Genomic DNA, 20,981 nt, shown 5'->3' with positions numbered 1-20,981 from the left:
ACACCATGAAGACGAGCATGCAACGCAAGCTCGACCAGCTTTCCACACGGCTGGCCGAACTGAACGACCTGCTGAGCCGCGAAAACGTCACGGCCGACCTCGACCAGTACCGCAAGCTGACACGCGAACATGCGGAACTCGGCCCGGTCGTCGAGCAATACGCGTTATGGCGCCAGTCGCGCAGCGACGAGACGGCCGCGCAGGAACTGCTCGCCGATCCGTCGATGCGCGATTTCGCGGAAGACGAAATCCGCAGCGCGCGCGAGGACATGGCGCGCCTCGAGACCGAGCTGCAGAAGATGCTGCTGCCGAAGGACCCGAACGACGACCGCAACATCTTCCTCGAAATCCGTGCCGGCACGGGCGGCGACGAATCGGCGCTGTTCGCGGGCGACCTGCTGCGCATGTACCTGCGCTTCGCGGAACGCCAGCGCTGGCAGGTCGAAATGATGTCGGAAAGCGCGTCGGACCTCGGCGGCTACAAGGAAGTGATCGTGCGGATCGCGGGCCAGGGCGCGTATTCGCGCCTGAAGTTCGAATCGGGCGGCCATCGCGTGCAACGCGTGCCGGCCACCGAGACGCAGGGGCGCATCCATACGTCCGCGTGCACGGTCGCCGTGATGCCGGAAGCCGACGAGATCGGCGAGGTCGAGATCAATCCGGCCGACCTGCGCATCGACACGTTCCGCGCGTCCGGCGCGGGCGGCCAGCACATCAACAAGACCGATTCGGCGGTGCGCGTCACGCACCTGCCGACCGGGATCGTCGTCGAATGCCAGGACGACCGCTCGCAGCACAAGAACAAGGATCGCGCGCTGAAGGTGCTCGCCGCGCGCATCAAGGACAAGCAGTATCACGAGCAGCATGCGAAGGAAGCGGCGACGCGCAAGAGCCTGATCGGCTCCGGCGACCGTTCGGAGCGGATCCGCACGTACAACTTCCCGCAGGGCCGGATGACCGACCACCGGATCAACCTGACGCTGTACCGGCTCGAGGCGATCATGGACGGCGATCTCGACGAACTGATCGGCGCGCTCGTCACCGAGCACCAAGCCGAGCTGCTCGCGTCGCTCGGCGAAGCCGACTGAGGCCGCGATGTCCGACACCACCGCCGACGCGCTGCTGCGCGCCTCGCCGCTCGACCCGGTCGATGCACGCGTGCTGCTCGCGCACGCGCTTGGCTGGACCCGCACGCAACTGATCACGCGCGGCGACGCGCCGCTCGACGCCGCCGCGGTCGAACGCTACCGCGCGCTCGAAGCGCGGCGCATCGCCGGCGAGCCCGTCGCGCAATTGGTGGGGATGCGCGAGTTCTTCGGCCGCCCGTTCGAGGTGACGCCCGACGTGCTGATCCCTCGCCCCGAAACCGAGCTGCTCGTCGAAGCCGCGCTCGATGCGATCGACGGGCTGCCGCACGCAGCCGTGCTCGATCTCGGCACCGGCAGCGGCGCGATCGCCGTGTCGATCGCGGCCGAGCGTCCCGATGTGCGCGTGTGGGCGCTCGACCGTTCGCCCGACGCGCTTGCGGTCGCGCAACGCAATGCCGACAAGCTGCTCGGCACGCCGCGCCCCGGCGGCCCGCTGCACTGGCTGCAGAGCGACTGGTACGCGGCGTTCGATCCCGCGCTCGCGTTCGATACGATCGTCAGCAACCCGCCGTACATCGCGCAGCACGATCCGCACCTCGGACAAGGCGACCTGCGTTTCGAGCCGCGCGGCGCGCTCACCGACGATGCCGACGGCCTCAGCGCGATCCGCACGATCGTCGCGGGCGCCGGCGCCTATCTGAAACCGGGCGGCACGCTCTGGATCGAGCACGGCTACGACCAAGCCGAAGCCGTCCGCGCGATACTGGCGTCGCACGGCTTCGTCGCGGTCGAATCGCGCGCCGATCTCGCCGCCATCGAACGCACGACCGGTGGCCGCCTGCCGGGCTAACGCCCGGCCCGCCCGGTTGAAATCCGCTATCATTTCGATCTAACGCCCCGCAAACGCAAGGTCAGTCATGGACACCCAACAACGTATCAAGCAAATCGTCGACGAAAATCAGGTCGTGCTCTTCATGAAGGGCAACGCGCAATTCCCGATGTGCGGCTTCTCGGGCCGCGCCGTGCAGGTGCTGAAGGCCTGCGGCGTCGACCAGTTCAAGACGGTCAACGTGCTCGAGGACGACGAAATCCGCCAGGGCATCAAGGCATTCTCGAACTGGCCGACCATCCCGCAGCTCTACGTGAAGGGCGAATTCATCGGCGGCTCGGACATCATGATGGAGATGTACCAGTCGGGCGAACTGCAGCAACTGTTCGCCGCCGCTTAAACGCGGCACCCGCCCCCTTTCGATGGCATCTCCCAGCGTGCCGCCACGCCGGCTGATCGTCGCGATCACCGGCGCCACCGGCGCGATTTACGGTGTGCGGCTGCTCGACCTGCTGCGCGCCGCCGGCGGCGTCGAAACGCACCTGCTGATTTCGAACGCCGGCTGGCTCAACATCCAGCATGAACTGAAGCTGCCGAAAGCCGATGTCGAAAGCCGTGCGGACGTCGTGCATTCGGTGCGCGACGTCGGCGCGACGATCGCGTCGGGTTCGTTCGCGACCGACGGCATGGTGATCGCACCCTGCTCGATGAAGACGCTCGCGAGCGTCGCGCACGGGCTGTCCGACAACCTGATCACGCGCGCGGCCGACGTTACCCTGAAGGAACGCCGCCGTCTGGTGCTGATGGTGCGCGAAACGCCGTTCAACCTCGCGCATCTGCGCAACATGACCGCCGTCACCGAAATGGGCGGCATCGTCTTTCCGCCGCTGCCGGCGTTTTATGCGATGCCGAAGACGATCGAGGAACTCGTCGACCAGACCGTCACGCGCGTCCTCGACCTCTTCGCGCTCAGCGCGCCGCTCACGACACCGTGGGCCGGCATTCGGCACGCGCAGTAACCACGCCGCTTTTGAGCGCATCTCCCCGATCTGAGCGGCAATTCCGCCGATTTCCCGCCTTCGGATGCGAATCGGCATTCGGCTGACCGCCGTCACCACGATTATCAACGGACACGCGTCAATCAAATTCCCGTTCGCCGATTTATCAATGCACGGTGCGCGCCTATAGTCACAGGCAAACCCTTTTGCAGGTCACCACCATGAACCGCTTGCCTTCGCTGTACCTGTCCCACGGCGCCCCGACGCTGCCGATCGACCCGGCGCTGCCGTCCGGCGCGTTCGCGCACCTCGGCGCCGAACTGCCGCGCCCGCGCGCGGTGCTGATGCTGTCCGCCCACTGGGGCACGCAACAGCCGGTCGCGAGCGTCGCCGCGCATCCGGACACGATTCACGACTTCTACGGTTTCCCGCAGGCGCTGTACGACATCCGCTATCCGGCACCGGGCGCGCCCGACGTCGCCGAGCGCGCGGCCGCGCTGCTGAACGCGGCCGGCATCGCAACCGCGACGACCGAACACGGCCTCGATCACGGCGCGTGGGTGCCGATGCTGCTGATGTTTCCGGAAGCCGACGTGCCGGTCGCGCAACTGTCGATCCAGCCGCGCGCGGACGCCGCGCATCACTTCGCGCTCGGCCGCGCGCTGCGGCCGCTGCGCGACGACGGCGTGATGGTGATCGGCTCGGGCCAGATCACGCACAACCTGCGCGCCGCCGATTTCGGCGCGGCGCCCGAGGATGCTGACCCGCGCGTCGCGGAATTCACGGACTGGTTCGAGGCGAAGCTTGCCGCGCGCGACGTCGACGCGCTGCTCGACTACCGTCGGCAGGCGCCGCACGCGGCGCTGATGCATCCGACCGACGAGCACCTGCTGCCGGTCTTCGCGGCGCTCGGCGCGGCGGACGACGACTACCGGCTCGGCATCCAGTCGCTCGGCACCTACCAGCGCGTGCTCGCGATGACGAACTACGTGTTCGCGAGCGCCGGCGCCTGAGCCGCGGCGCAACCGTCGGGCCAGCAAAAAGCCCGCCCGGGCATCGCTCGGGCGGGCTTCTTTTATCCCTGCATCCTGCCGCCGCCGAATCCGGCGACAGGTCAGCCGTCAGACACCGACCCCTTCGAGGATCTCGTCGTGCGACTCGCGCTCGTCGAGATACTGGGTCCGGTAACCGGTATTCACGCCCCAGAAGTAGAACACCAGCGAGATTGCCGCGACGACCAGCATGTCCCAGCCGTACGGCAGCATGCCGTAACCCCCGAATTCCTTGCTGCCGATCAGCGACAGCACGGCCATCGTCGGCAGATACGCGACCAGCCACCATGCGGCCTTCAGGTCGGCGCCCCAGCCGGTCCAGCCCGACTTCGCCTGGAAGTAGAAATACACCGGCAGCGCGACGATCATCAGCAGGATGATTTCGCCCGTCAGCGGCCACTTTGCCCAATACAGGATCAGCGACGCGCACACGAATGCGAACGGCGCGATCAGTTTCATCAGCGGAATCGACAGCGGACGCTCGATGTCGGTCGCCGAACGGCGCAGCGCCATCAGGCTGATCGGGCCGGTCAGGTACGAGATCACCGTCGCGACCGAGATCACCGCCGCGAGCGAGCTCCAGCCGCGGAAGAAGAACAGGAAGACGAACGACACGAGCAGGTTGAACCACATCGCCTGGCGCGGCACGCCGTAGATCGGGTGCACGTTGCCGAACATCTTCGGCATCGTGTTGTTGCGCTCCATCGCGTAGATCATGCGGGTGGTCGTCGCCATGTAGGTCGTACCGGTACCGCTCGGGCTGATGAACGCGTCGACATACAGCAGGACCGCGAGCCAGTTCAGGTTCAGCGCGATCGCGAGTTCCGCGAACGGCGACGAGAAGTTGAAGTGCGCCCAACCCTTCGCGACGTCGGCCGGGTCCACCGAACCGATATACGCCATTTGCAGCAGCACGTAGATCACGAGCGCGAGCAGGATCGACGTGATCACCGCGAACGGCACGCTGCGCGCCGGGTTGCGCGCTTCGCCGGCCAGGTTCACCGGGCTCTGGAAGCCGTTGAACGCGAACACGATGCCGCTCGTCGCGACCGCGGTCAGCACGGCCGACCAGCCGTACGGCGCGAAGCTCGTACTCGACGCGGTGCCGAGGTTCTCCGAGTGGAAGCTCGTCAGCATCAGGCCGAGGATCGTCAGGCCGGGGATCAGGAACTTGAAGATCGTGATCGCGGTGTTCGCCCGCGCGAAGGCCTTGACGCCCCAGTAGTTCAGCATGAAGTAGACGACGACCAGCACGGCCGACAGCAGCAGGCCGAGCGTCTGCAATTCACCGTTCACGAACAGTGCATGCGCCCACGGATACGGCCACGTGCTCATGTACTGGATCGACGCTTCGGCCTCGATCGGGATCACGGATACGATCGCGATCCAGTTGGCCCATGCGCTGATGAAGCCCACCAGCGAACCGTGCGAGTAACGCGCGTAGCGCACCATGCCGCCCGACTCCGGGAACATCGCGCCCAGTTCCGCATACGTCAGCGCAATCGCGAGAATCACGACAGCGCCGATGATCCATGCGCAGATCGCCGCCGGACCGGCAATCTTCGCGGCCTTCCAGGCACCGAACAGCCAGCCCGAGCCGATAATCGAACCCAGCCCCGTCAGCATCAATGCAAACGGGCCGATGTTCCGTTGAATAGAACTCTTCACATCCTCTCCTGTGTCTCAAAAAGCATGGTCGGCCGGCGGTCCGGGATCGGCTCGGACCGCACCGCGCACGCATTCTTGGGGGGAGGGTCACCCGATCGGGGCAACCCGTCCACGCGGCGCGTAGTTTAACGGTTGCACCTCGAACGTGGCGCCAAAATCGATCGGCCCCTACAAAAAATTCGCATCGCTTGCAAGCTTTGTAAACCTGATCTCCGCAATAACCCTGAGAGCATGGGAATACGGTTGACCGTCAGACCGATTAGCCGTATAAAGGACTTCGCAGGATTTCAAGTGGCGAGTGAATTGGTTCTTTCGTAGTTCGCCCATCAACGGTACTCCGGTTGGTCCTATTACCCCTTCCTTGATTTTCCGCACACCATGGGCTTCGGCCCCGTTTTATTTTTTTAGGAACAAGTAACATGGCAACCGGTACCGTCAAGTGGTTCAATGACGCAAAGGGCTTCGGCTTCATCACCCCGGAAGGCGGCGGCGACGATCTGTTCGCGCACTTCTCGGAAATCCGCGTCGAAGGCTTCAAGACGCTGCAAGAAAACCAGAAGGTTGAATTCGAAGTGAAGACGGGCCCGAAGGGTCTGCAAGCTGCGAACATCCGTCCGGTCTAAGCTGGCGCGATCATTCGTGTAAAAAAGCCCCGCTTCGGCGGGGCTTTTTGCTTTTGGGCGCCGGTCATCCTGCATGGCGACCGGTAACGGCCCGCCATTCAGCCGAACAGTCGCTGCGCGTGAATACCGAGACCCGTCGCGACACTCGCGAGGCGATCGCCGAACACCGGCTGCGCATCCGGGAACGCGCCGGCGAGCGCGCCCGACAGGAACGCGAGCCCCGTCGAACCGCCGGTGAAATACAGCGCACCGACATCGCGCGGCGCAACACCCGCAAGCCGCACCGTCTCGCGCGCGGCATCGACGATGCGCGCGGTATCGTCCCGGCTCGCGTCGACGAGGCGATCCGCGTCGAACGCGATCAGCAGATCTTCTTCCACGTCGTTCAGGTCGATCATCGTCTCCCCGCCCGCCGCGACGCCGATCTTCGCTTCTTCCGCGCGCGCCATCAGCGCATGCCCGAGCCGCTGCTCGACCACGCTCGTGAGCCGGTCGTACTGCCGCACATCCTGATACAGGTGCTTCATCAGCTTCAGCTCGCCGATCCGCTTCGGCGTGTAGACGGTGTTGATCAGGTGCCAGGTCGCGAGATCGAAGTAGATCTTGTTCGGCAGTTCGCGCCCTTCCGGGTCGAGCGAACGGTAGCCGAATGCAGGCAGAATCGCCGCCAGCTCGACACGCCGGTCGTAGTCGGTGCCGGCGACGTGCACGCCGTGGTGCGCGAGCACGTCGTCCTTGCGCTCGAGCCGCGCCATCCGCTGCGGGCCGACGCGCACCAGCGAGAAGTCGGACGTGCCGCCGCCGATGTCGGCGACGAGCACCAGACGCTCCGTCGGCTGGCGCGATTCGTAGTCGAATGCGGCGGCGATCGGTTCGTACTGGAAGTGCACGTCCGTGAAGCCGACCGATTGCGCGGCCGCCTCGAGCTGAGCCTGGGCGAGGCGGTCGGCGCGCGGATCGTCGTCGACGAAGAACACCGGCCGGCCGAGCACCGCGCGGCCGATCGGCGCGCCCGCGCGCGCTTCCGCCTTGCGCTTCAGGTGCATCAGGAAGCGCGCGATGATTTCGGTGTACGCGATCGCACTGCCGTCGCCGAGATCGGTCGTCGTTTCCGCGAGCGGCGAGCCGAGGATGCTCTTCATCGAGCGCATCAGCCGGCCGTCGAAACCGTCGATATAGGAGGCCAGCGCCGCCCGGCCGTACTCGACCGTCTCTTCGTCGTTGTTGAAGAAGATCGCGGTGGGCAGCGTCAGGTGGTCGCCTTCGACGGGCGCGAGGCGCATGCCATCGCCGTCGGGCAGCGCCACGGCGGAATTGGACGTGCCGAAATCGATCGCGCAGTAAGTCATGGGAAATTGCCGCAGCAGGCCGGCGCGAAAACGGAAAGGACGGGCTTTTTAACATGAAGCCCGCGGGATCACAACCGGGGTCGGCCACCGGTGTCGCGCAACGGGCGGCGGCGCGCGGCGTGGCGCGCCGGGAACATGCGCGGGCAGGATGCGCGACGCAGCCCGCCCGCCTGCGGGGTCAGGCTGCCGTGTCGAAGCTCTTCTTCCACGCGCCCGCGTAGACGACTTCGCCGATCGCATGGCGCGTGCGCGGCGCCTTCTCGCGATCGCGCAGCACGGGATCGAGCTTGTCGACGTTGCCGTAGTGGCCGAGCGAGATGATCGACACGATCGCGACGTCCGCCGGAATCGCGAACGCGTCGCGGAACGCCTTCGCGTCGAACCCGCTCATCTGGTGCGCGGCGAGGCCGAGCGCGTGCGCCTGCAGCACCAGCGACATCGCGGCGGCGCCGGCGTCGTACAGCGCGGTCGGCGCCGGCTCGCCCTTCGGCGTCAACGTGTGCGCGGTGACCGCGATCAGCACCGGCGCCGGCGCATTCCAGCCCTGGTTGAACGGCACCAGCGTCGCAAACGCGCGCTTGAACGCGTCTTCGTCCTGGGTGCGATCGAATACGATGAAACGCCACGGTTGCGCGTTGTACGCGGACGGCGCCCAGCGCGCCGCTTCGAGCACCGCGTGGAGATCGCCGGCGCTGACGGGTTCATCCGAATACGCGCGCGGGCTCCAGCGGCCCGCGATCAGATCGTGAATCGAAACAGTGGTGGGAGCAGGTTTGACGGACATGCGGTTCCTCGCTGACATCGATGAAGGGGCGCGAACGCCCGGCGAACCGCAAGCATACCTGCTTGAGCGACAGCGCGCCCGATGCTGCCGCGCTATGCAAATCTCCGTACGTGCAATGGCCGGCCGCAGCGGGTGCGGCCGGCCGGGCCGCCGCGATCAGGCTGCCTGCGCGGCCGCGCGCGACGGGCCGCGGTTGATCCGCAGCACGATCAGCGCGCCGACGATGCACAACCCGCCCGAGATCATCGACGCGATCGTATAAGTGCCGAGGCTCGCGCGCAGTAGCCCCGCGCCGAGCGCCGCGAACGCCGCGCCGAGCTGGTGGCCGGCGACGATCCAGCCGAACACGACCGGCGCCGCGGCCTTGCCGAACACGTCGGTCGCGAGCCGCACGGTGGGCGGCACGGTCGCGATCCAGTCGAGCCCGTAGAACATCGCGAACAGCGGCAGCCCGAAGAAATCGATCCCGAACGCATGCGGCAGGTAGATCAGCGACAGCCCGCGCAGCCCGTAGTACCAGAAGAGCAGCACGCGGTTGTCGTAACGGTCGGACAGCCACCCCGACAGCGTCGTGCCGAACAGGTCGAACACGCCCATCGCCGCGAGCAGCGACGCGCCCTGCACTTCGGTCATCCCGTAGTCGCTGCACATCGCGATCAGGTGCGTGCCGACATAGCCGTTGGTGCTCGCGCCGCAGATGAAGAAGCTGAAGAACAGCAGCCAGAAGTCGCGCGAGCGGCTCGCCGTCAGCAGCGTGCGGAACGCGACCGCGAGCGGGTTCTCCTTCGTCGCGTCGGGCGCGGGCGGCGCATCGGCCGGCTCGCCGTACGGGCGCAACTGCACGTCGGCCGGCCTCTCGGGCAGCAGGAACGCGACGAGCGGAATCACGATCGCGGCCGCCACCGCGACGACCAGCACGACCGGCCGCCAGCCGTGGCGCTGCGCGATCGCCGCGAGCATCGGCAGGAACACGAGCTGGCCGGTGGCCGTGCTCGCGGTCAGGATCCCCATCACGAGGCCGCGCCGCGCATGGAACCAGCGCGTGACGAAGGTCGCGGACAGCGTCAGCGCGACGACGCCCGTCGAGCAGCCGACCATCAGCCCCCAGATCAGCACCATCTGCCAGCTCTGCGTCATCATCGACGACAGCGCGACGCCCGCACTCATCGTCACGAGCGCGGTGAGGATCGTCGGGCGCAGCCCGAAGCGCTGCATCGCGGCGGCCGCGAACGGGCCCGTCAGGCCGTACAGCGCGATGTTCACCGAAATCGCCAGCGAAATCGCCGCGCGGCTCCAGCCGAGCTCGCGCTCGAGCGGCACCATCAGCACGCTCGGCGTCGCGCGCGTGCCGGCCGCCGCCAGCAGGATCAGGAATACCACCGCCGCCGCGAGCCATCCGTAATGGAAGCGCCCGCCGATTCGTGTCACTGCCCAGTTCATCTTCATGTTCTCCAGTTGGCGGCTCCGGTGTCGTCGCACCGGCTCCGCCCCAACCAGGCCACCTCCGCCGCACGCTGCATCGGCTGACCCGGGCCGATGCTTGGCATTTTTCCCGTCGATCCGGCCGGCATTGTTACCGGTCGGTCACAAGTGTGTTGCGATCGTAGTTACCAGTCGGTAACATGTCAAGCAATTCATCACGAAGTCGAGGGTCATCATGTCGGACATCGAGGTCGCCAAGCCGCTGGCGCGGCGCACGCGCCGGCCGATCGACGGCGCGACCGCGCAGGAGCACCTGCTGCGAGCCGCCGAGGAGCTGTTTTACAAGGAAGGCGTGCGAACGGTCGGCGTCGAGGCGGTAGTGGAGCGCGCGGGCGTCAACAAGATGAGCCTGTACCGCCAGTTTTCGTCGAAGGACGAGCTGATTCTCGCGTATCTGGAGCGGATGGACGCGTGCTTCTTCGAGCGGCTCGACACGAGCGCCGCGAAGCATCCGGGGCAGCCGAAGGCGCAGTTGATCCAGTACTTCGTCGATCTCGCCGAGCGGGCGACGCAAAAGGACTATCGCGGCTGCCCGTTCGTCAACGTCGCCGCCGAATTCCCGGATGCGTCGCACCCGGCGCGCGAACGCGTCGCGCAGAACAAGGCGCAACTGATGCAACGGCTCATCGCGCTTTGCGAAGGCGCCGGCGCGCGACAGCCGAAGGCGCTGGCCGATGCGCTCGCGCTGGTGGTCGAAGGCATCTACGCGGCGAGCCAGACCTACCGGCACGGCGAAACGCCGATCGGCATTGCGCCCGCGCTCGTCACGCAGTTGATCGAAGCCGCCTGCGCGTGACGGCCGGCGCGCGCTCGCCCCCGGCGCGCCCGCTACAATGCCGCTCTCTTCGCCCTTTCGCCCGACTGGCATCACGATGACCGACACCCGCCCCGACTCGCACGACGACATCCTCGCCGCCACGCGGCACTGGCTCGCGCGCGCGGTGATCGGGCTCAACCTGTGCCCGTTCGCGAAAAGCGTCTACGTGAAGGAACAGGTGCGCTACGCGATCAGCGAAGCGACGACGCTGGAAGACGCGCTCGCCGAACTCGAAACCGAGCTGCGCGCGCTGGAAGCGGCGGACCCGCGGCAGGTCGATACGACGCTCGTGATCTACCCGCACGCGTTCGCCGATTTCGTCGACTACAACGATGCGCTGTTCTTCGCCGAGCGGCTCGTGCGGCAATTGCGGCTCGACGGCGTGCTGCAGATCGCGAGCTTCCATCCGCAATACCAGTTCGAAGGCGCCGAACCCGACGACATCGAGAACTACACGAACCGCGCGCCCTATCCGATCCTGCACCTGCTGCGCGAGGACAGCATCGCGCGCGCGGTCGACGCGTTCCCGGACGCGTCCGCGATCTACGAAAAGAATCAGGAAACGCTACGCCGCCTCGGCCACGAAGGCTGGCGCGAATGGATGCGCCGGCCGGGCGACGACGTGTGACGCGGCGTGCAACGTGGGGCGACGCGGGCGCGATGCCCGCGCGGCCGCACGTCAGCCTTCGGCCGGCTCGACGGCGCCGCCGCCCGCCGCGGCGGCTTGCGCGACGAAGAAGCGCTGGTTGAGTTCGGCGAGCCCGAACATCGCGAGGATCTCGGTCAGCCGCTCGCCGGGCTTGCGGCGCGGCAGGTTCTTGTACTGCGCGATGATCAGCTCGTTCTTCATCGAATGCTCCCAGCCAACCAGCTCGGTCACGCTGACCTGGTAGCCGTGCGCTTCGAGCTGCAGGCAGCGCAGCACGTTGGTGATCTGGCTGCCGAATTCGCGCGTATGCAGCGGATGCCGCCATACCTCGGTCAGCGCATTCGCGAGCGACTTGCCCTTGTTCTTGCGCAGCACACCCGCGACTTCCGCTTGGCAGCACGGCACCAGCACGATGTGCTGCGCGCGCTTCGCGAGCGCGAAGCGGATCGCGTCGTCGGTCGCCGTGTCGCATGCGTGCAGCGCGGTGACGACATCGACCGTTTCGGGCAGTCGCGGCGACGTGATCGAATCGGCGACCGACAGGTTCAGGAACGACATGCCGCCGAACCCGAGCCGCGCGGCGAGTTCGGTCGAGCGCGCGACGAGTTCCTCGCGCGTCTCGATGCCGTACACGTGCGACGCAAACGCCGGCGTGCCGTGCCCCGGCTGCTGCTTGAAGAACAGGTCGTACAGGATGAAGCCGAGATACGACTTGCCGGCGCCGTGATCGACGAGCGTCACGTTGCCTTTGTCGGCCTGCACGCCGGCGAGCAGCGGCTCGATGAACTGAAACAGATGGTAGACCTGCTTCAGCTTGCGGCGGCTGTCCTGGTTCAGCTTCCCGTCGCGGGTGAGGATGTGCAGTTCCTTCAGCAGCTCGACGGACTGCTCCGGACGGATTTCGTGGGTCTTGTTCGACATCGTGAAGCGGCGCCGGGCCACGGTCTGTCGACCACGGCCCGGCGGCGGGAATTCGTGAGGAATGGCGGTAGTTTACCGAAAATACGCGCTCAGGCCCGGACGCCGAGCCGCCACAACGACGTGACCTCGGCCCGACGCGCCGCATGCAGCGGATCGTCGGCGTCCATCGACTTCGGATGCGCGGGGCGGATGTCGTCACGGCCGAGCACGACGAGGCCGGCTTCGTCGATCCACTGCAGCAAGGTGTCGCGCGGCCGCAGGCCGAGATGCTCGGCGAAATCGGACAAGATCAGCCAGCCCTCGCCGCCCGGCTCCAGATGCGCGGCCAGCCCTGCGAGGAAACCGCGCAGCATGCGGCTGTCCGGGTCGTAGACCGCGTATTCGATCGGCGCGCTCGGCCGGGCCGGCACCCACGGCGGGTTGCACACCACGAGCGGCGCGCGGCCGGGCGGAAACAGGTCGGCTTCGACGATATCGACCCGGGCCGCGTGCCCGAGCCGCGCGACGTTCTCACGCGCACAAGCCAGCGCGCGCGGATCCTGGTCGGTCGCGACGATGCGCTCGACGCCGCGCGCGGCGAGCACCGCCGCCAGCACGCCGGTGCCCGTGCCGATATCGAACGCGAGCGACGTCGCCGGTAGCGGCGCGCGCGCGACGAGCGCCACGTATTCGCCGCGCACCGGCGAGAACACGCCGTAGTGCGGATGGATCGGCGCGCCGCCGAGCGCCGGGATCGGCACGCCCTTCTTGCGCCATTCGTGCGCGCCGACGAGGCCGAGCAGTTCGCGCAGCGACACGACCGACGGCGCGCCGCCGGGGCCGTACGCCTCCTCGCAGGCCGCCCGCACGTCGGGCGCGCGGCGCAGCGGGATCGTGTAATCGGCGTCGAGCGGGATCAGCAGCATGCCGAGCGTGCGGGCGCGCTGCGATTGCGCGAGACGATGCAGGTTGAACGCATCGACGCCGGCCGCGGCTTTCGCCTTCTTCGGCTTGCGTTCGACACGGCGCGCCATCGCCTGCACAAGCTGGCGCGCATTCTGGAAGTCGCCCTGCCAGACGAGCGCGGTGCCCTCGCAGGCGAGGCGGTAGGCCGCGTCGGCGGTGAGGCGGTCGTCGGCAGACACCGCGCGCTTCGGCGGTTGCACGCCGGCTTCGGAGCGCCAGCGCACGGCATGATCGACGCCGTCGGCGTCGGTCCAGTGGAAAACGGGGGAATCGGTCACGCGAACTCGGTACGGTTGGCTTCAACGGCGGCGAGAATTCACCGCGCGGACCACACCATACCGCGCTTTGCCCGACCCGGCAAAACAGGCGCCGCGACGGCCGCCCGAAAGCGTTCGTCGCGGCGCAACCGTCAATCAGGCGAGATCGAAGGTTTCCGCAACGGGCGCGTCGCGCTTGACGGCCGCGATGCCGTTCTCGCGTGCCTGCTCGCTGCTGTACGTCTCGCTCGTGCCGATGACCTGGTGATTGGCCGCCTTCAGATTGAACATGGGCTCACCGTTGTGGGCGAGCTTCCGTTCGTAGCGCGCGTCGAGCGGCGCGTTTTCCCGTACGGACGCGATCCCGTTCTTCGCGCCGCTTTTCTCCTCGTACCGCTCGCTCGCGAGGATGATCTCGCCGTTCGCCGACTTCAGATGGAAGTAGTACTGACCGTTCGTGGCTTTCTTGAGTTCGAATTTTGCCGCCATGGATTTCCCCTAAAAGAATGTCCGACCCTCGGACATCGTCAAGTGTAGAGCCCACGCCGACGAAAATCGATATTCCACGGAGATAAGCGTTAAATATTGTTAAATGGTGAATTTTCAGACACATTTGACCGACGTTGCACATCAACCGGACGACCTAGCCGCCCCACCCCGGCATGGCCGGCAGACGCAGCGTGCCCACGTCGCTGAAGTGCACGGTGCCCAGCACGCTGCCCGCGAGCCGGCCGCGCAGCGCATACGGTAGCTCGCCGTTCGCGGCCGCGCCGGGCAGGTTCCACGCCTGCCGCGCGGCCGCGAAAGCCGACACCGAAACCGGCACGTCGAGCACGGCTTCGCCGAACCGCGGCACGGTGCCCGCCCGGTCGCTGACGCCGCTTGCGAACGGCGTGCCGTTCAGGTCGAGCGCGACCGAGATGCCGTCGTAGTCGATGGGCGCATCGTTCGGATTCTGCACGCGCAACTTCAGGCTGAAGCGCATCTCGAGGCCCTGCCCGACCAAGGGGTCGAGCCCGGCGACCGACACGCGCACAGGCTCACGCGTGAGCGCCGCGCAACCACCCAGCAGGAACACGGCGGCGAACAGCAACAGCACGGCGCGCAACGGCGCGATACGGAACAGGGCTCGCGGCATGGGACAGCCTCCTCGCGGCAATCGATGAACGGGGTCGTCGCTGCATTGTACCGATCGTGCCGCCCTTCACCGGATTTCGTAGTTTCCGTGACGCCGCAAGATCGTTAATAGATTAAAACTACGAAATTTCCAGTCGAACGGAGAGCGCATTAATGCCTTTCAGCATTCAATGAAGCGCCAGGAATTCAATAGATGCGCTTTCTAATTTTTTCGTTTCCTTTACCCAAAACCATCAAGTATATTTACGCATCCTTGGAGCAAGCCGACAAACCTTGAAGCCGCATGACGGCGCATTTACGGGACGGCTACACGCTGTCCCTCCGTCCTGCGGACTGGCCCGGCCAGCCCCGTAGGTCGTCGGTTCAAAGGGATTGCGCGCCCGCGCCGGGCGTGCGGCCCCGTGTCGTGCGCGCGAAATCAATTCAGTACAACACGCGCCCGGCCATTTTGAACCGGCCAGTTAACCGATATCCGGAAATTCAGAGGGGGCAGTAAACCATGATTACCTTCACGTAGTCGGCCGCCGTCTTTTTCGAATAATCCGTCATTGGCATTTTTTCGCTGTTGATTAAACGGCGAGGGGATTGCTTTTGCCGGCGTTTTCGCAGCACTGAACGATTCTTTCAACAATCGAGGATTCAGTCATGTCGATCCATATTCGCAAGATGCGTTATCTGCCGCTCGTCGCCGCACTCGCGCTCGCCGGGTGCGGCGGCGACGACGGCGGTGCAGGCTCCGCTTCCGCGCTCAGCTCCGCCGGCGCGCCGCACACGAGCTCGTCGCCCGCCGTCACCGCGCCGCCGAGCGCATCCAATGTCGACAAGAGCGTCTCTCCCGTCGAACTACCGGACACCGTCGTGCCCGTGAACTACCGGCTGTGGTTCCGCCCGAACGACGCGCTGAACGCGTTCGACGGCCGCGCCGACGTCGAGATCAAGGTGCTGAAGCCGGTCAACAACATCGTGGTCGCCGGCCACCGGATCAAGTTCACCAACGGCCGCATCACGCTGCAGCCGGGCAACATCCAGCTGATCGCGACGCCGCAGGACAAGGGCGACTTCTATCAGTTGCGCCCCGTCGCCGGCACGATCGCGCCGGGCAACTATTCGCTGCACATGGAGTGGTCGGGCATCATCAACTTCAAGTCGTATGACGATCCGGTCAACCACACGGGCGGCAGCTGCGGCGACGATCCGTATCCGGGCTGCTCGGCCGCGGAAGGCGTGTTCCGCGTCGACCTGAAGGGCACCGACGGCAAGACGAGCGGCGCGATCCTCACGCAGGGCGAAACCAACCTGTCGCGCCAATGGTTCCCCGGCTGGGACGAGCCGGCGTTCCGCCCGACCTATGAAGTGACGGCCGAAGTGCCGCAAAGCTGGCGCGTCGTGTCGAACGCGGCCGAGAAGCCGTCGACCAACGTCGGTGGCGGCTACAAGCTCGTGCAGTTCGAGAAGACCCCGCCGATGCCGTCGTACCTGCTGTTCTTCGGCGGCGGCATGTTCGACACCTACGAGGACGATTTCACGAGCCCGCTGCCGGGCGGCAAGGGCGGCCTGCACCTGCGCGTGTTCACGCCGCCGGGCATGAGCGAGTGGGCGAAGCCGGCGATGGACCGCACCAAACAGGCGCTCGACTTCTACTACCGCTACACGGGCATCCCGCTGCCGCTCACGAAGTTCGACACGGTGGCCGCGAACGACGCGTTCAAGGAGCAGAAGGACCTGAACTTCGGCGGGATGGAGAACTGGGGCTCGATCCTCGAGTTCGCCGACGACATCCTGCCGCAGCCGGGCCAGCCGATGTCGCACTACGGCAACGAAGTGCTGACGCACGAAGTGGCGCACCAGTGGTTCGGCGATCTCGTGACGACCGACTGGTGGGACAACGTGTGGCTCAACGAATCGTTCGCGACGTTCTTCGAGACGAAGACCACGATCCAGTTCTTCCCCAACGAGTTCAGCTGGCTCGACCAGGTGAAGAACAAGTATCGCGTGATCAATCGTGACATCGGCCCGAACGCGTTCCCGGTCGCGCCGAACTTCAACGACTGGGCGTCGAACGACTTCGTGCTGAGCGCCAGCGCGTTCACGTACGACAAGGGCGGCCACGTGCTGAAGACGCTCGAGAACTATCTCGGCGAGCAGACCTTGCGCAAGGGGCTGCAGCAGTACCTGGTCGACTACTCGTTCGGCAACGGGACGCCGAAGCGTCTGTGGGATGCGCTGTCGAAGGAAAGCGGCCAGGCGGTCGGCCCGATCGGCGACAGCTACGTGCGTCAGACTGGCGTGCCGCTGATCTCGCTCGACACGCAGTGCGACCTGACGAAGAACCAGACGGTCGTCACGCTGAAACAGCAGCCGTTCCCGAACAAGAACGCGTATCCGGGCCTGCAGTGGACGGTGCCGATCACGCTCGCGTACGGCCAGGGGCTCGCGAAACGCACGACGCTCGCGCTGAAGGATACGCAGGCACAGACGCGGATCGACGGCTGCACGGGCGTGGTCGCCGACCCGAGCGGGCTCGACTACTACGTCGTGAACTACAGCGACGCGGCCTGGAGCGGGCTGCTCACGCAGGTCAACAGCTCGACCGATCCGGTGCTGCTGGCGAACCTGAAGAGCGAAGCGGCGCTGCTCGTCGCGAACAACCTCGCGCCGGCCTCGCGCTCGACGTCGATCGGCTCGGTCGCTTCGCCGGCTGCGATGAAGCTGCGCCAGACGCCGACCTTCGGCGGCATCGAACCGGTGACGAAGGAGCGCCCGGCACGGCAATACCAGGGCATCTTCAAGCCGCGCAAGGTAGTGACGCAGTAACGGTGCGGCTCCGGCCGGCGCCGCGCCACCCGCGGTGCCGGCCGGCGTACCGGTTTCTCCGACCTGTTGACGGGCCTCGCATGCGAGGCCCTTTTTTCATGCGGCGGCGCCTCGGCCCGCCGTCTCGCCCACGCGGCGTTTCCCACGCAGGCTGCGGGAACCACGGGGCGAAACGCGCGGCTGCGGCGATGCAGCGCGCGATGCCGCGCTAGCGATCGTCGCGGCGCCGGAACGCCCACCACGCGGCCAGCGCGGTGAAGCCCGCGACGAGCAGCACCATCAGCCAGAAGCCGTGCTTGTTCTCCGCGAACGGCACGCCGCCGACGTTCATCCCGAAGAAGCCGGCGACGATGTTGATCGGCAGCGCGATCACGGTGACGAGCGTCAACGTGAACAGCGTCCGGTTGTTCTGTTCGTCGAGGCGCGAACCGATCTCTTCCTGCAGCAGCTTGATGCGCTCGTTGAGTCCCGCCAGGTCGGCGAGCACCAGCGAGAATTCCTCGGTCGACTCGCGCAGCTCCTGCACGTCCTCCGTGTGCAGCCACGCGGGCGGCTTCGCGAGCAACCGGAAGATCGACCCCGGCTCCGGCGCGAGCATGCGCTGCAGGCGCGTCAGCGTGCGGCGCATCGCACCGAGCTCGATGCGGTTCGACGTGAGCCGCTGCGAGAGGAAACGATCCTCGATGCGGTCGACATCGACGCTCGTGCGCCGCATGATCTGGATCAGCAGGTCGGCCTGGTCGCGCAGCAGGTGCACGAGCAGTTCCGCGGGCGACCGGAACCGCTCGCCGTCGCGCACGCTCGCGCGCAGCGTGTCGACCGAGCGCAGCGGCTTGAGCCGCGCGGTCACCATGATGCGCCGTTCGACGTGGACGAACAGCGTCGCGATCTCCGACGGCGTGAGCTCGAGATTGAACATCACGTCGTTGACGATCGCGCGCAACGCGCCGTCCTCCTGCTCGATGCGCGTCGAGCGCGAGCCTTCGTGCAGGAATTCGAAGAAGCTGTCGGGCAACCCGAGATGCGTGCGCATCCAGCGCTCGCTCGCGCCATGCGCGAGATTGAAATGCAGCCAGACGAAATCGCCCGATGCGGCCGCGCCGTGCTCGCGGCACGTGCGCAACCACGCGGCGGCCGCGTCGGCATCGAGCATCGTGCCGGCGCCGCCCGGAACGAAGCGGAATCCACACACCATGCCGGACGTATCGGCGCCGTAAGTCTGTACGATCAGGTCCATCGTGTCGAAGGTCGTGCGGCGCGCGCCGCGCCGCACATCGCGGGTCGCGGGCCCGCGCCGGGAAAAGAAAGAAAACGTATGCCCGACGGGCGTGACGCGTTCGTGACACCGTCACGCGGCATCATACCGGCGGTCGCTCCGTGCCCCAAAAAACAACGCGCCGCCCATTGGGCGGCGCTGACAGGAAAGACCTCGCGGCGTGCGCGGCACGCGTTACTGCCGCGTCTCCGACTGCGCGGCGCTCGGGCACGCGGGGTCCTTGCCCCAGTGGCCGTCGCATACGCGCCAGCGGCACAGCTGATCCTCGAAGAAACCGCGCTCCGAGCACTCCTTCACGCGCGACGCCAGCGAGCCGCCGGTCGCCGCCGCCGCCTTGGTCGGCACCGCCTGCGCCTTCTGCGCGGCGAGTTTCTTGTCGGCCGGCTTCGTGCGCGCGACGAGCGCCGCGAGCAGATCGGCATCCGGATCGTCCTTCCCGGCCGCCTTCGCGGTTCGGGTCGGCGTCGCGTCGCGGCGCTTCTTCGCCTGCGCGAGCTCGGCCTGCTGTTCCTTCCGATGCTTGCGGGCTTCGGCCTTCGCTTCGGCTTTCGTGTCGGTCTTGCCGTGCGCGGCGACCTTCGTGCCCTTCGACGCGTCGGCCTTCGCGGTCCTGGCCGTCGCCGCCGCGGCGGCCGCCGTTGCGGCCGCGCCGGCCGTGGCCGCGCCCGATGCGTCGTCGGCGCCGTTGGCAAGCGCGCGCGACAGACGGCCGTTGTCCGCGGACGCAGTCGAAGCAGATGCAACGGCCTGGGACGCCGAATCGTCGTTGACGATCGTGGCCGGTTGCACGGCCGACGCGGCGGATGCGCCGTTCTGCGCGACCTGCGCGGCGGCGCCGCTGGCCGGTGCGGCCTTGTCCGGCGCAGCCGCCGCGGGTGCCGGCGCGGCCGCGACGACCGCGGGCCGCTCGCCCGACGACTGCTGCATGCGCCACGCGCCCCAGCCGCCGACGGCCACGACCAACGCCACCACGGCGGCGATCGGCGCCTTCAGCGAACGGCGCGGCGGCTCGGCGGGCGGCGTGACACGCCCTTCCAGATCCGCGAGAATGCGCGACTGCCGAGGTCCTCCCTCGCCTGCCGGTTTGGTATCGGACAGCAGGCTGGGCGGAGTTTTCGAATTTGAATTTTCCGGCGCACTCATTCAGCGTCTCATTGAATCCTGGTTTAATTCACCGCGATAATATAGCCCGGCTTCTCGAAGCAGCCTGATTCTAAGAGCAAGCATTGCAAAACACAATCAATTCCAATTTCCGGGGATTTCGTTGATTGCCGTCGCACTCGTCGCCTATTTCGCCCTTGCCGTCGCCGTCGCGGCACTGTTGCTTTTACCGGGTATCCGCGCGACCGTTTTCGAATCCGTCGCCCAGTTTCACGGCCGCCTTACGCGTCGTGCGAACGATCGCGCCGCACGCACGCGGAGTCAGATTGTTAAATCGGCAAGCGCGACGCGCGGCGCATTAAGCGATGTGCAAAATTTACTGGTTCGGCGGCGCTTGATGATTATGGTATCGGCAGGTATTCTTGCGACGCCGCCATTGGTCGCCATTGCGTTACGCGGCCGGCAATTATTCCAGTACGACGACACGGCGCGCGTGCCCGACGAGAAAATCGCCGCGCTGCTGCAGGGCGAACAACTCGTGCCGCCCCCGCCGCTGCCGCCGGAAGTCTTCGCCACCAAGGAGGTCGAACAGGTCCGCCCGGCGCTGAAGGATGCGAGCCGCGACTGGAACCTGCTGGACCCGGATTTCCGTACGCGTTTGCTGCTGGTCTACAAGATCATGCACGAACAGCACGGTTATGAAATGGCGTTGCTGGAAGGTTACCGGAGCCCGGAACGGCAGAACCGGCTGGCGCAGATGGGCAGCAACGTGACCAACGCGGCAGCCTTCCAGAGTTATCACCAATTCGGGCTGGCGGCCGATAATGCATTCCTGCGCGACGGCAAGCTGGTCATTTCCGAGAAAGATCCGTGGGCGATGCGCGGCTATCAGTTGTACGGCCAGGTCGCCGAACAAGTCGGCCTGACCTGGGGCGGCCGATGGAAAATGATGGATCTCGGGCACGTGGAATACCATAAACCCGGTTTTAAACTGGGACGCGGCAGCTAGCCAGGGCTGCCGGACAAGAAATAATGAGGGCGGCATGGGGCTTTTTAATCACCCGGCAGGAAACGATTTGAGCGGCGCAAACGATCGGGCATTCCGGTGCGCGATTTTTTCCGGCCGCCGCTTCCGTTTTAAATCTCACAGCGTCCTTTCGTTAATGCGCGCGCCTTCTCCGATGCCGCGAG

20 protein-coding genes are annotated in these 20,981 nt (G+C 66.5%); 10 read left to right on the top strand and 10 right to left on the bottom strand.

Features of this window, described 5'->3' with window-relative positions; genetic code table 11:
• The first annotated feature begins 5 nt into the window (after positions 1–5).
• The 5 genes from prfA to WS89_RS27855 all read left to right on the top strand — a co-directional run bounded on the left by prfA (position 6) and on the right by WS89_RS27855 (position 3,928).
• A complete protein-coding gene (gene prfA / locus WS89_RS27875) occupies positions 6–1,088 on the top strand; it encodes a peptide chain release factor 1 (RefSeq protein WP_059499691.1) in 1,083 nt (360 codons plus the stop codon).
• Positions 1,089–1,095: 7 nt separating this feature from the next.
• A complete protein-coding gene (gene prmC / locus WS89_RS27870) occupies positions 1,096–1,938 on the top strand; it encodes a peptide chain release factor N(5)-glutamine methyltransferase (protein WP_059795218.1) in 843 nt (280 codons plus the stop codon).
• A 67-nt stretch (positions 1,939–2,005) separates the two neighbouring features.
• Positions 2,006–2,317 (top strand): Grx4 family monothiol glutaredoxin, encoded by a 312-nt coding sequence (gene grxD / locus WS89_RS27865; RefSeq protein ID WP_006477066.1) that lies wholly within the window; start codon positions 2,006–2,008, stop codon positions 2,315–2,317.
• Between the two features lie 22 nt (positions 2,318–2,339).
• Positions 2,340–2,936: a UbiX family flavin prenyltransferase gene (locus WS89_RS27860; RefSeq protein ID WP_059499692.1), complete on the top strand. Its 597-nt coding sequence runs from the start codon at positions 2,340–2,342 to the stop codon at positions 2,934–2,936.
• A gap of 200 nt (positions 2,937–3,136) precedes the next feature.
• Positions 3,137–3,928 carry a DODA-type extradiol aromatic ring-opening family dioxygenase gene (locus WS89_RS27855; protein WP_059795215.1) on the top strand — a complete coding sequence of 264 codons (792 nt, stop codon included), beginning with the start codon at positions 3,137–3,139 and terminating at the stop codon, positions 3,926–3,928.
• 108 nt (positions 3,929–4,036) lie between these two features.
• Here WS89_RS27855 and WS89_RS27850 read toward each other — a convergent pair whose 3' ends face one another.
• Entirely contained in the window at positions 4,037–5,635 is a 1,599-nt protein-coding gene (locus tag WS89_RS27850) for an APC family permease (RefSeq protein ID WP_059499694.1), read from the bottom strand.
• Between the two features lie 419 nt (positions 5,636–6,054).
• Between WS89_RS27850 and WS89_RS27845 the strand changes: the two genes are divergently transcribed.
• Complete coding sequence (locus tag WS89_RS27845; protein ID WP_006477070.1) at positions 6,055–6,258, top strand: cold-shock protein; 204 nt, start codon at positions 6,055–6,057, stop codon at positions 6,256–6,258.
• 98 nt (positions 6,259–6,356) lie between these two features.
• On the opposite strand, the gene WS89_RS27840 is transcribed toward WS89_RS27845, so the two are convergent.
• From WS89_RS27840 to WS89_RS27830, 3 genes are all read right to left on the bottom strand, one after another.
• Complete coding sequence (locus WS89_RS27840; RefSeq protein ID WP_059795212.1) at positions 6,357–7,607, bottom strand: Hsp70 family protein; 1,251 nt, start codon at positions 7,605–7,607, stop codon at positions 6,357–6,359.
• Between the two features lie 178 nt (positions 7,608–7,785).
• Positions 7,786–8,391: a nitroreductase family protein gene (locus WS89_RS27835; protein WP_034209815.1), complete on the bottom strand. Its 606-nt coding sequence runs from the start codon at positions 8,389–8,391 to the stop codon at positions 7,786–7,788.
• A gap of 156 nt (positions 8,392–8,547) precedes the next feature.
• The gene (locus WS89_RS27830) at positions 8,548–9,831 is read right to left on the bottom strand and encodes an MFS transporter (protein ID WP_059499778.1); all 1,284 of its coding nucleotides are present in this window, start codon (positions 9,829–9,831) and stop codon (positions 8,548–8,550) included.
• A 217-nt stretch (positions 9,832–10,048) separates the two neighbouring features.
• Between WS89_RS27830 and WS89_RS27825 the strand changes: the two genes are divergently transcribed.
• Together WS89_RS27825 and WS89_RS27820 are read left to right on the top strand one after the other, a co-directional pair.
• Positions 10,049–10,669, top strand: coding sequence for a TetR/AcrR family transcriptional regulator (locus WS89_RS27825; RefSeq protein ID WP_059795207.1), 621 nt, complete (start codon positions 10,049–10,051; stop codon positions 10,667–10,669).
• A 76-nt stretch (positions 10,670–10,745) separates the two neighbouring features.
• Positions 10,746–11,318, top strand: coding sequence for a DUF1415 domain-containing protein (locus tag WS89_RS27820; RefSeq protein ID WP_034209813.1), 573 nt, complete (start codon positions 10,746–10,748; stop codon positions 11,316–11,318).
• A 51-nt stretch (positions 11,319–11,369) separates the two neighbouring features.
• Here WS89_RS27820 and WS89_RS27815 read toward each other — a convergent pair whose 3' ends face one another.
• The 4 genes from WS89_RS27815 to WS89_RS27800 form a co-directional block, all read right to left on the bottom strand.
• Positions 11,370–12,260, bottom strand: coding sequence for a class I SAM-dependent methyltransferase (locus WS89_RS27815; RefSeq protein WP_059499697.1), 891 nt, complete (start codon positions 12,258–12,260; stop codon positions 11,370–11,372).
• A gap of 89 nt (positions 12,261–12,349) precedes the next feature.
• Entirely contained in the window at positions 12,350–13,483 is a 1,134-nt protein-coding gene (locus WS89_RS27810; protein ID WP_059795205.1) for a methyltransferase, read from the bottom strand.
• Positions 13,484–13,618: 135 nt separating this feature from the next.
• A complete protein-coding gene (locus tag WS89_RS27805; RefSeq protein WP_059499699.1) occupies positions 13,619–13,951 on the bottom strand; it encodes a YegP family protein in 333 nt (110 codons plus the stop codon).
• A 154-nt stretch (positions 13,952–14,105) separates the two neighbouring features.
• The gene (locus tag WS89_RS27800; protein WP_059499700.1) at positions 14,106–14,600 is read right to left on the bottom strand and encodes an LEA type 2 family protein; all 495 of its coding nucleotides are present in this window, start codon (positions 14,598–14,600) and stop codon (positions 14,106–14,108) included.
• Between the two features lie 644 nt (positions 14,601–15,244).
• On the opposite strand from WS89_RS27800, the gene WS89_RS27795 reads away from it, so the two are divergent.
• Positions 15,245–17,413, top strand: coding sequence for a M1 family metallopeptidase (locus tag WS89_RS27795; protein ID WP_059795202.1), 2,169 nt, complete (start codon positions 15,245–15,247; stop codon positions 17,411–17,413).
• A 208-nt stretch (positions 17,414–17,621) separates the two neighbouring features.
• Here the strand turns inward: WS89_RS27795 and WS89_RS27790 are convergent, their stop codons facing one another.
• Both WS89_RS27790 and WS89_RS27785 read right to left on the bottom strand, forming a co-directional pair.
• Positions 17,622–18,650 (bottom strand): transporter, encoded by a 1,029-nt coding sequence (locus WS89_RS27790; protein WP_059499779.1) that lies wholly within the window; start codon positions 18,648–18,650, stop codon positions 17,622–17,624.
• 213 nt (positions 18,651–18,863) lie between these two features.
• A complete protein-coding gene (locus tag WS89_RS27785) occupies positions 18,864–19,832 on the bottom strand; it encodes a hypothetical protein (RefSeq protein ID WP_059795200.1) in 969 nt (322 codons plus the stop codon).
• A gap of 121 nt (positions 19,833–19,953) precedes the next feature.
• On the opposite strand from WS89_RS27785, the gene WS89_RS27780 reads away from it, so the two are divergent.
• Positions 19,954–20,799, top strand: coding sequence for a M15 family metallopeptidase (locus WS89_RS27780; RefSeq protein ID WP_027783396.1), 846 nt, complete (start codon positions 19,954–19,956; stop codon positions 20,797–20,799).
• Positions 20,800–20,981: the final 182 nt, after the last annotated feature.

Source organism: Burkholderia sp. MSMB1072 (genome assembly GCF_001524725.1).
GTDB lineage: Bacteria > Pseudomonadota > Gammaproteobacteria > Burkholderiales > Burkholderiaceae > Burkholderia.
The sequence above is the reverse complement of the archived record's forward strand: the minus strand, read 5'-3'. Positions and strand labels throughout refer to the sequence as shown.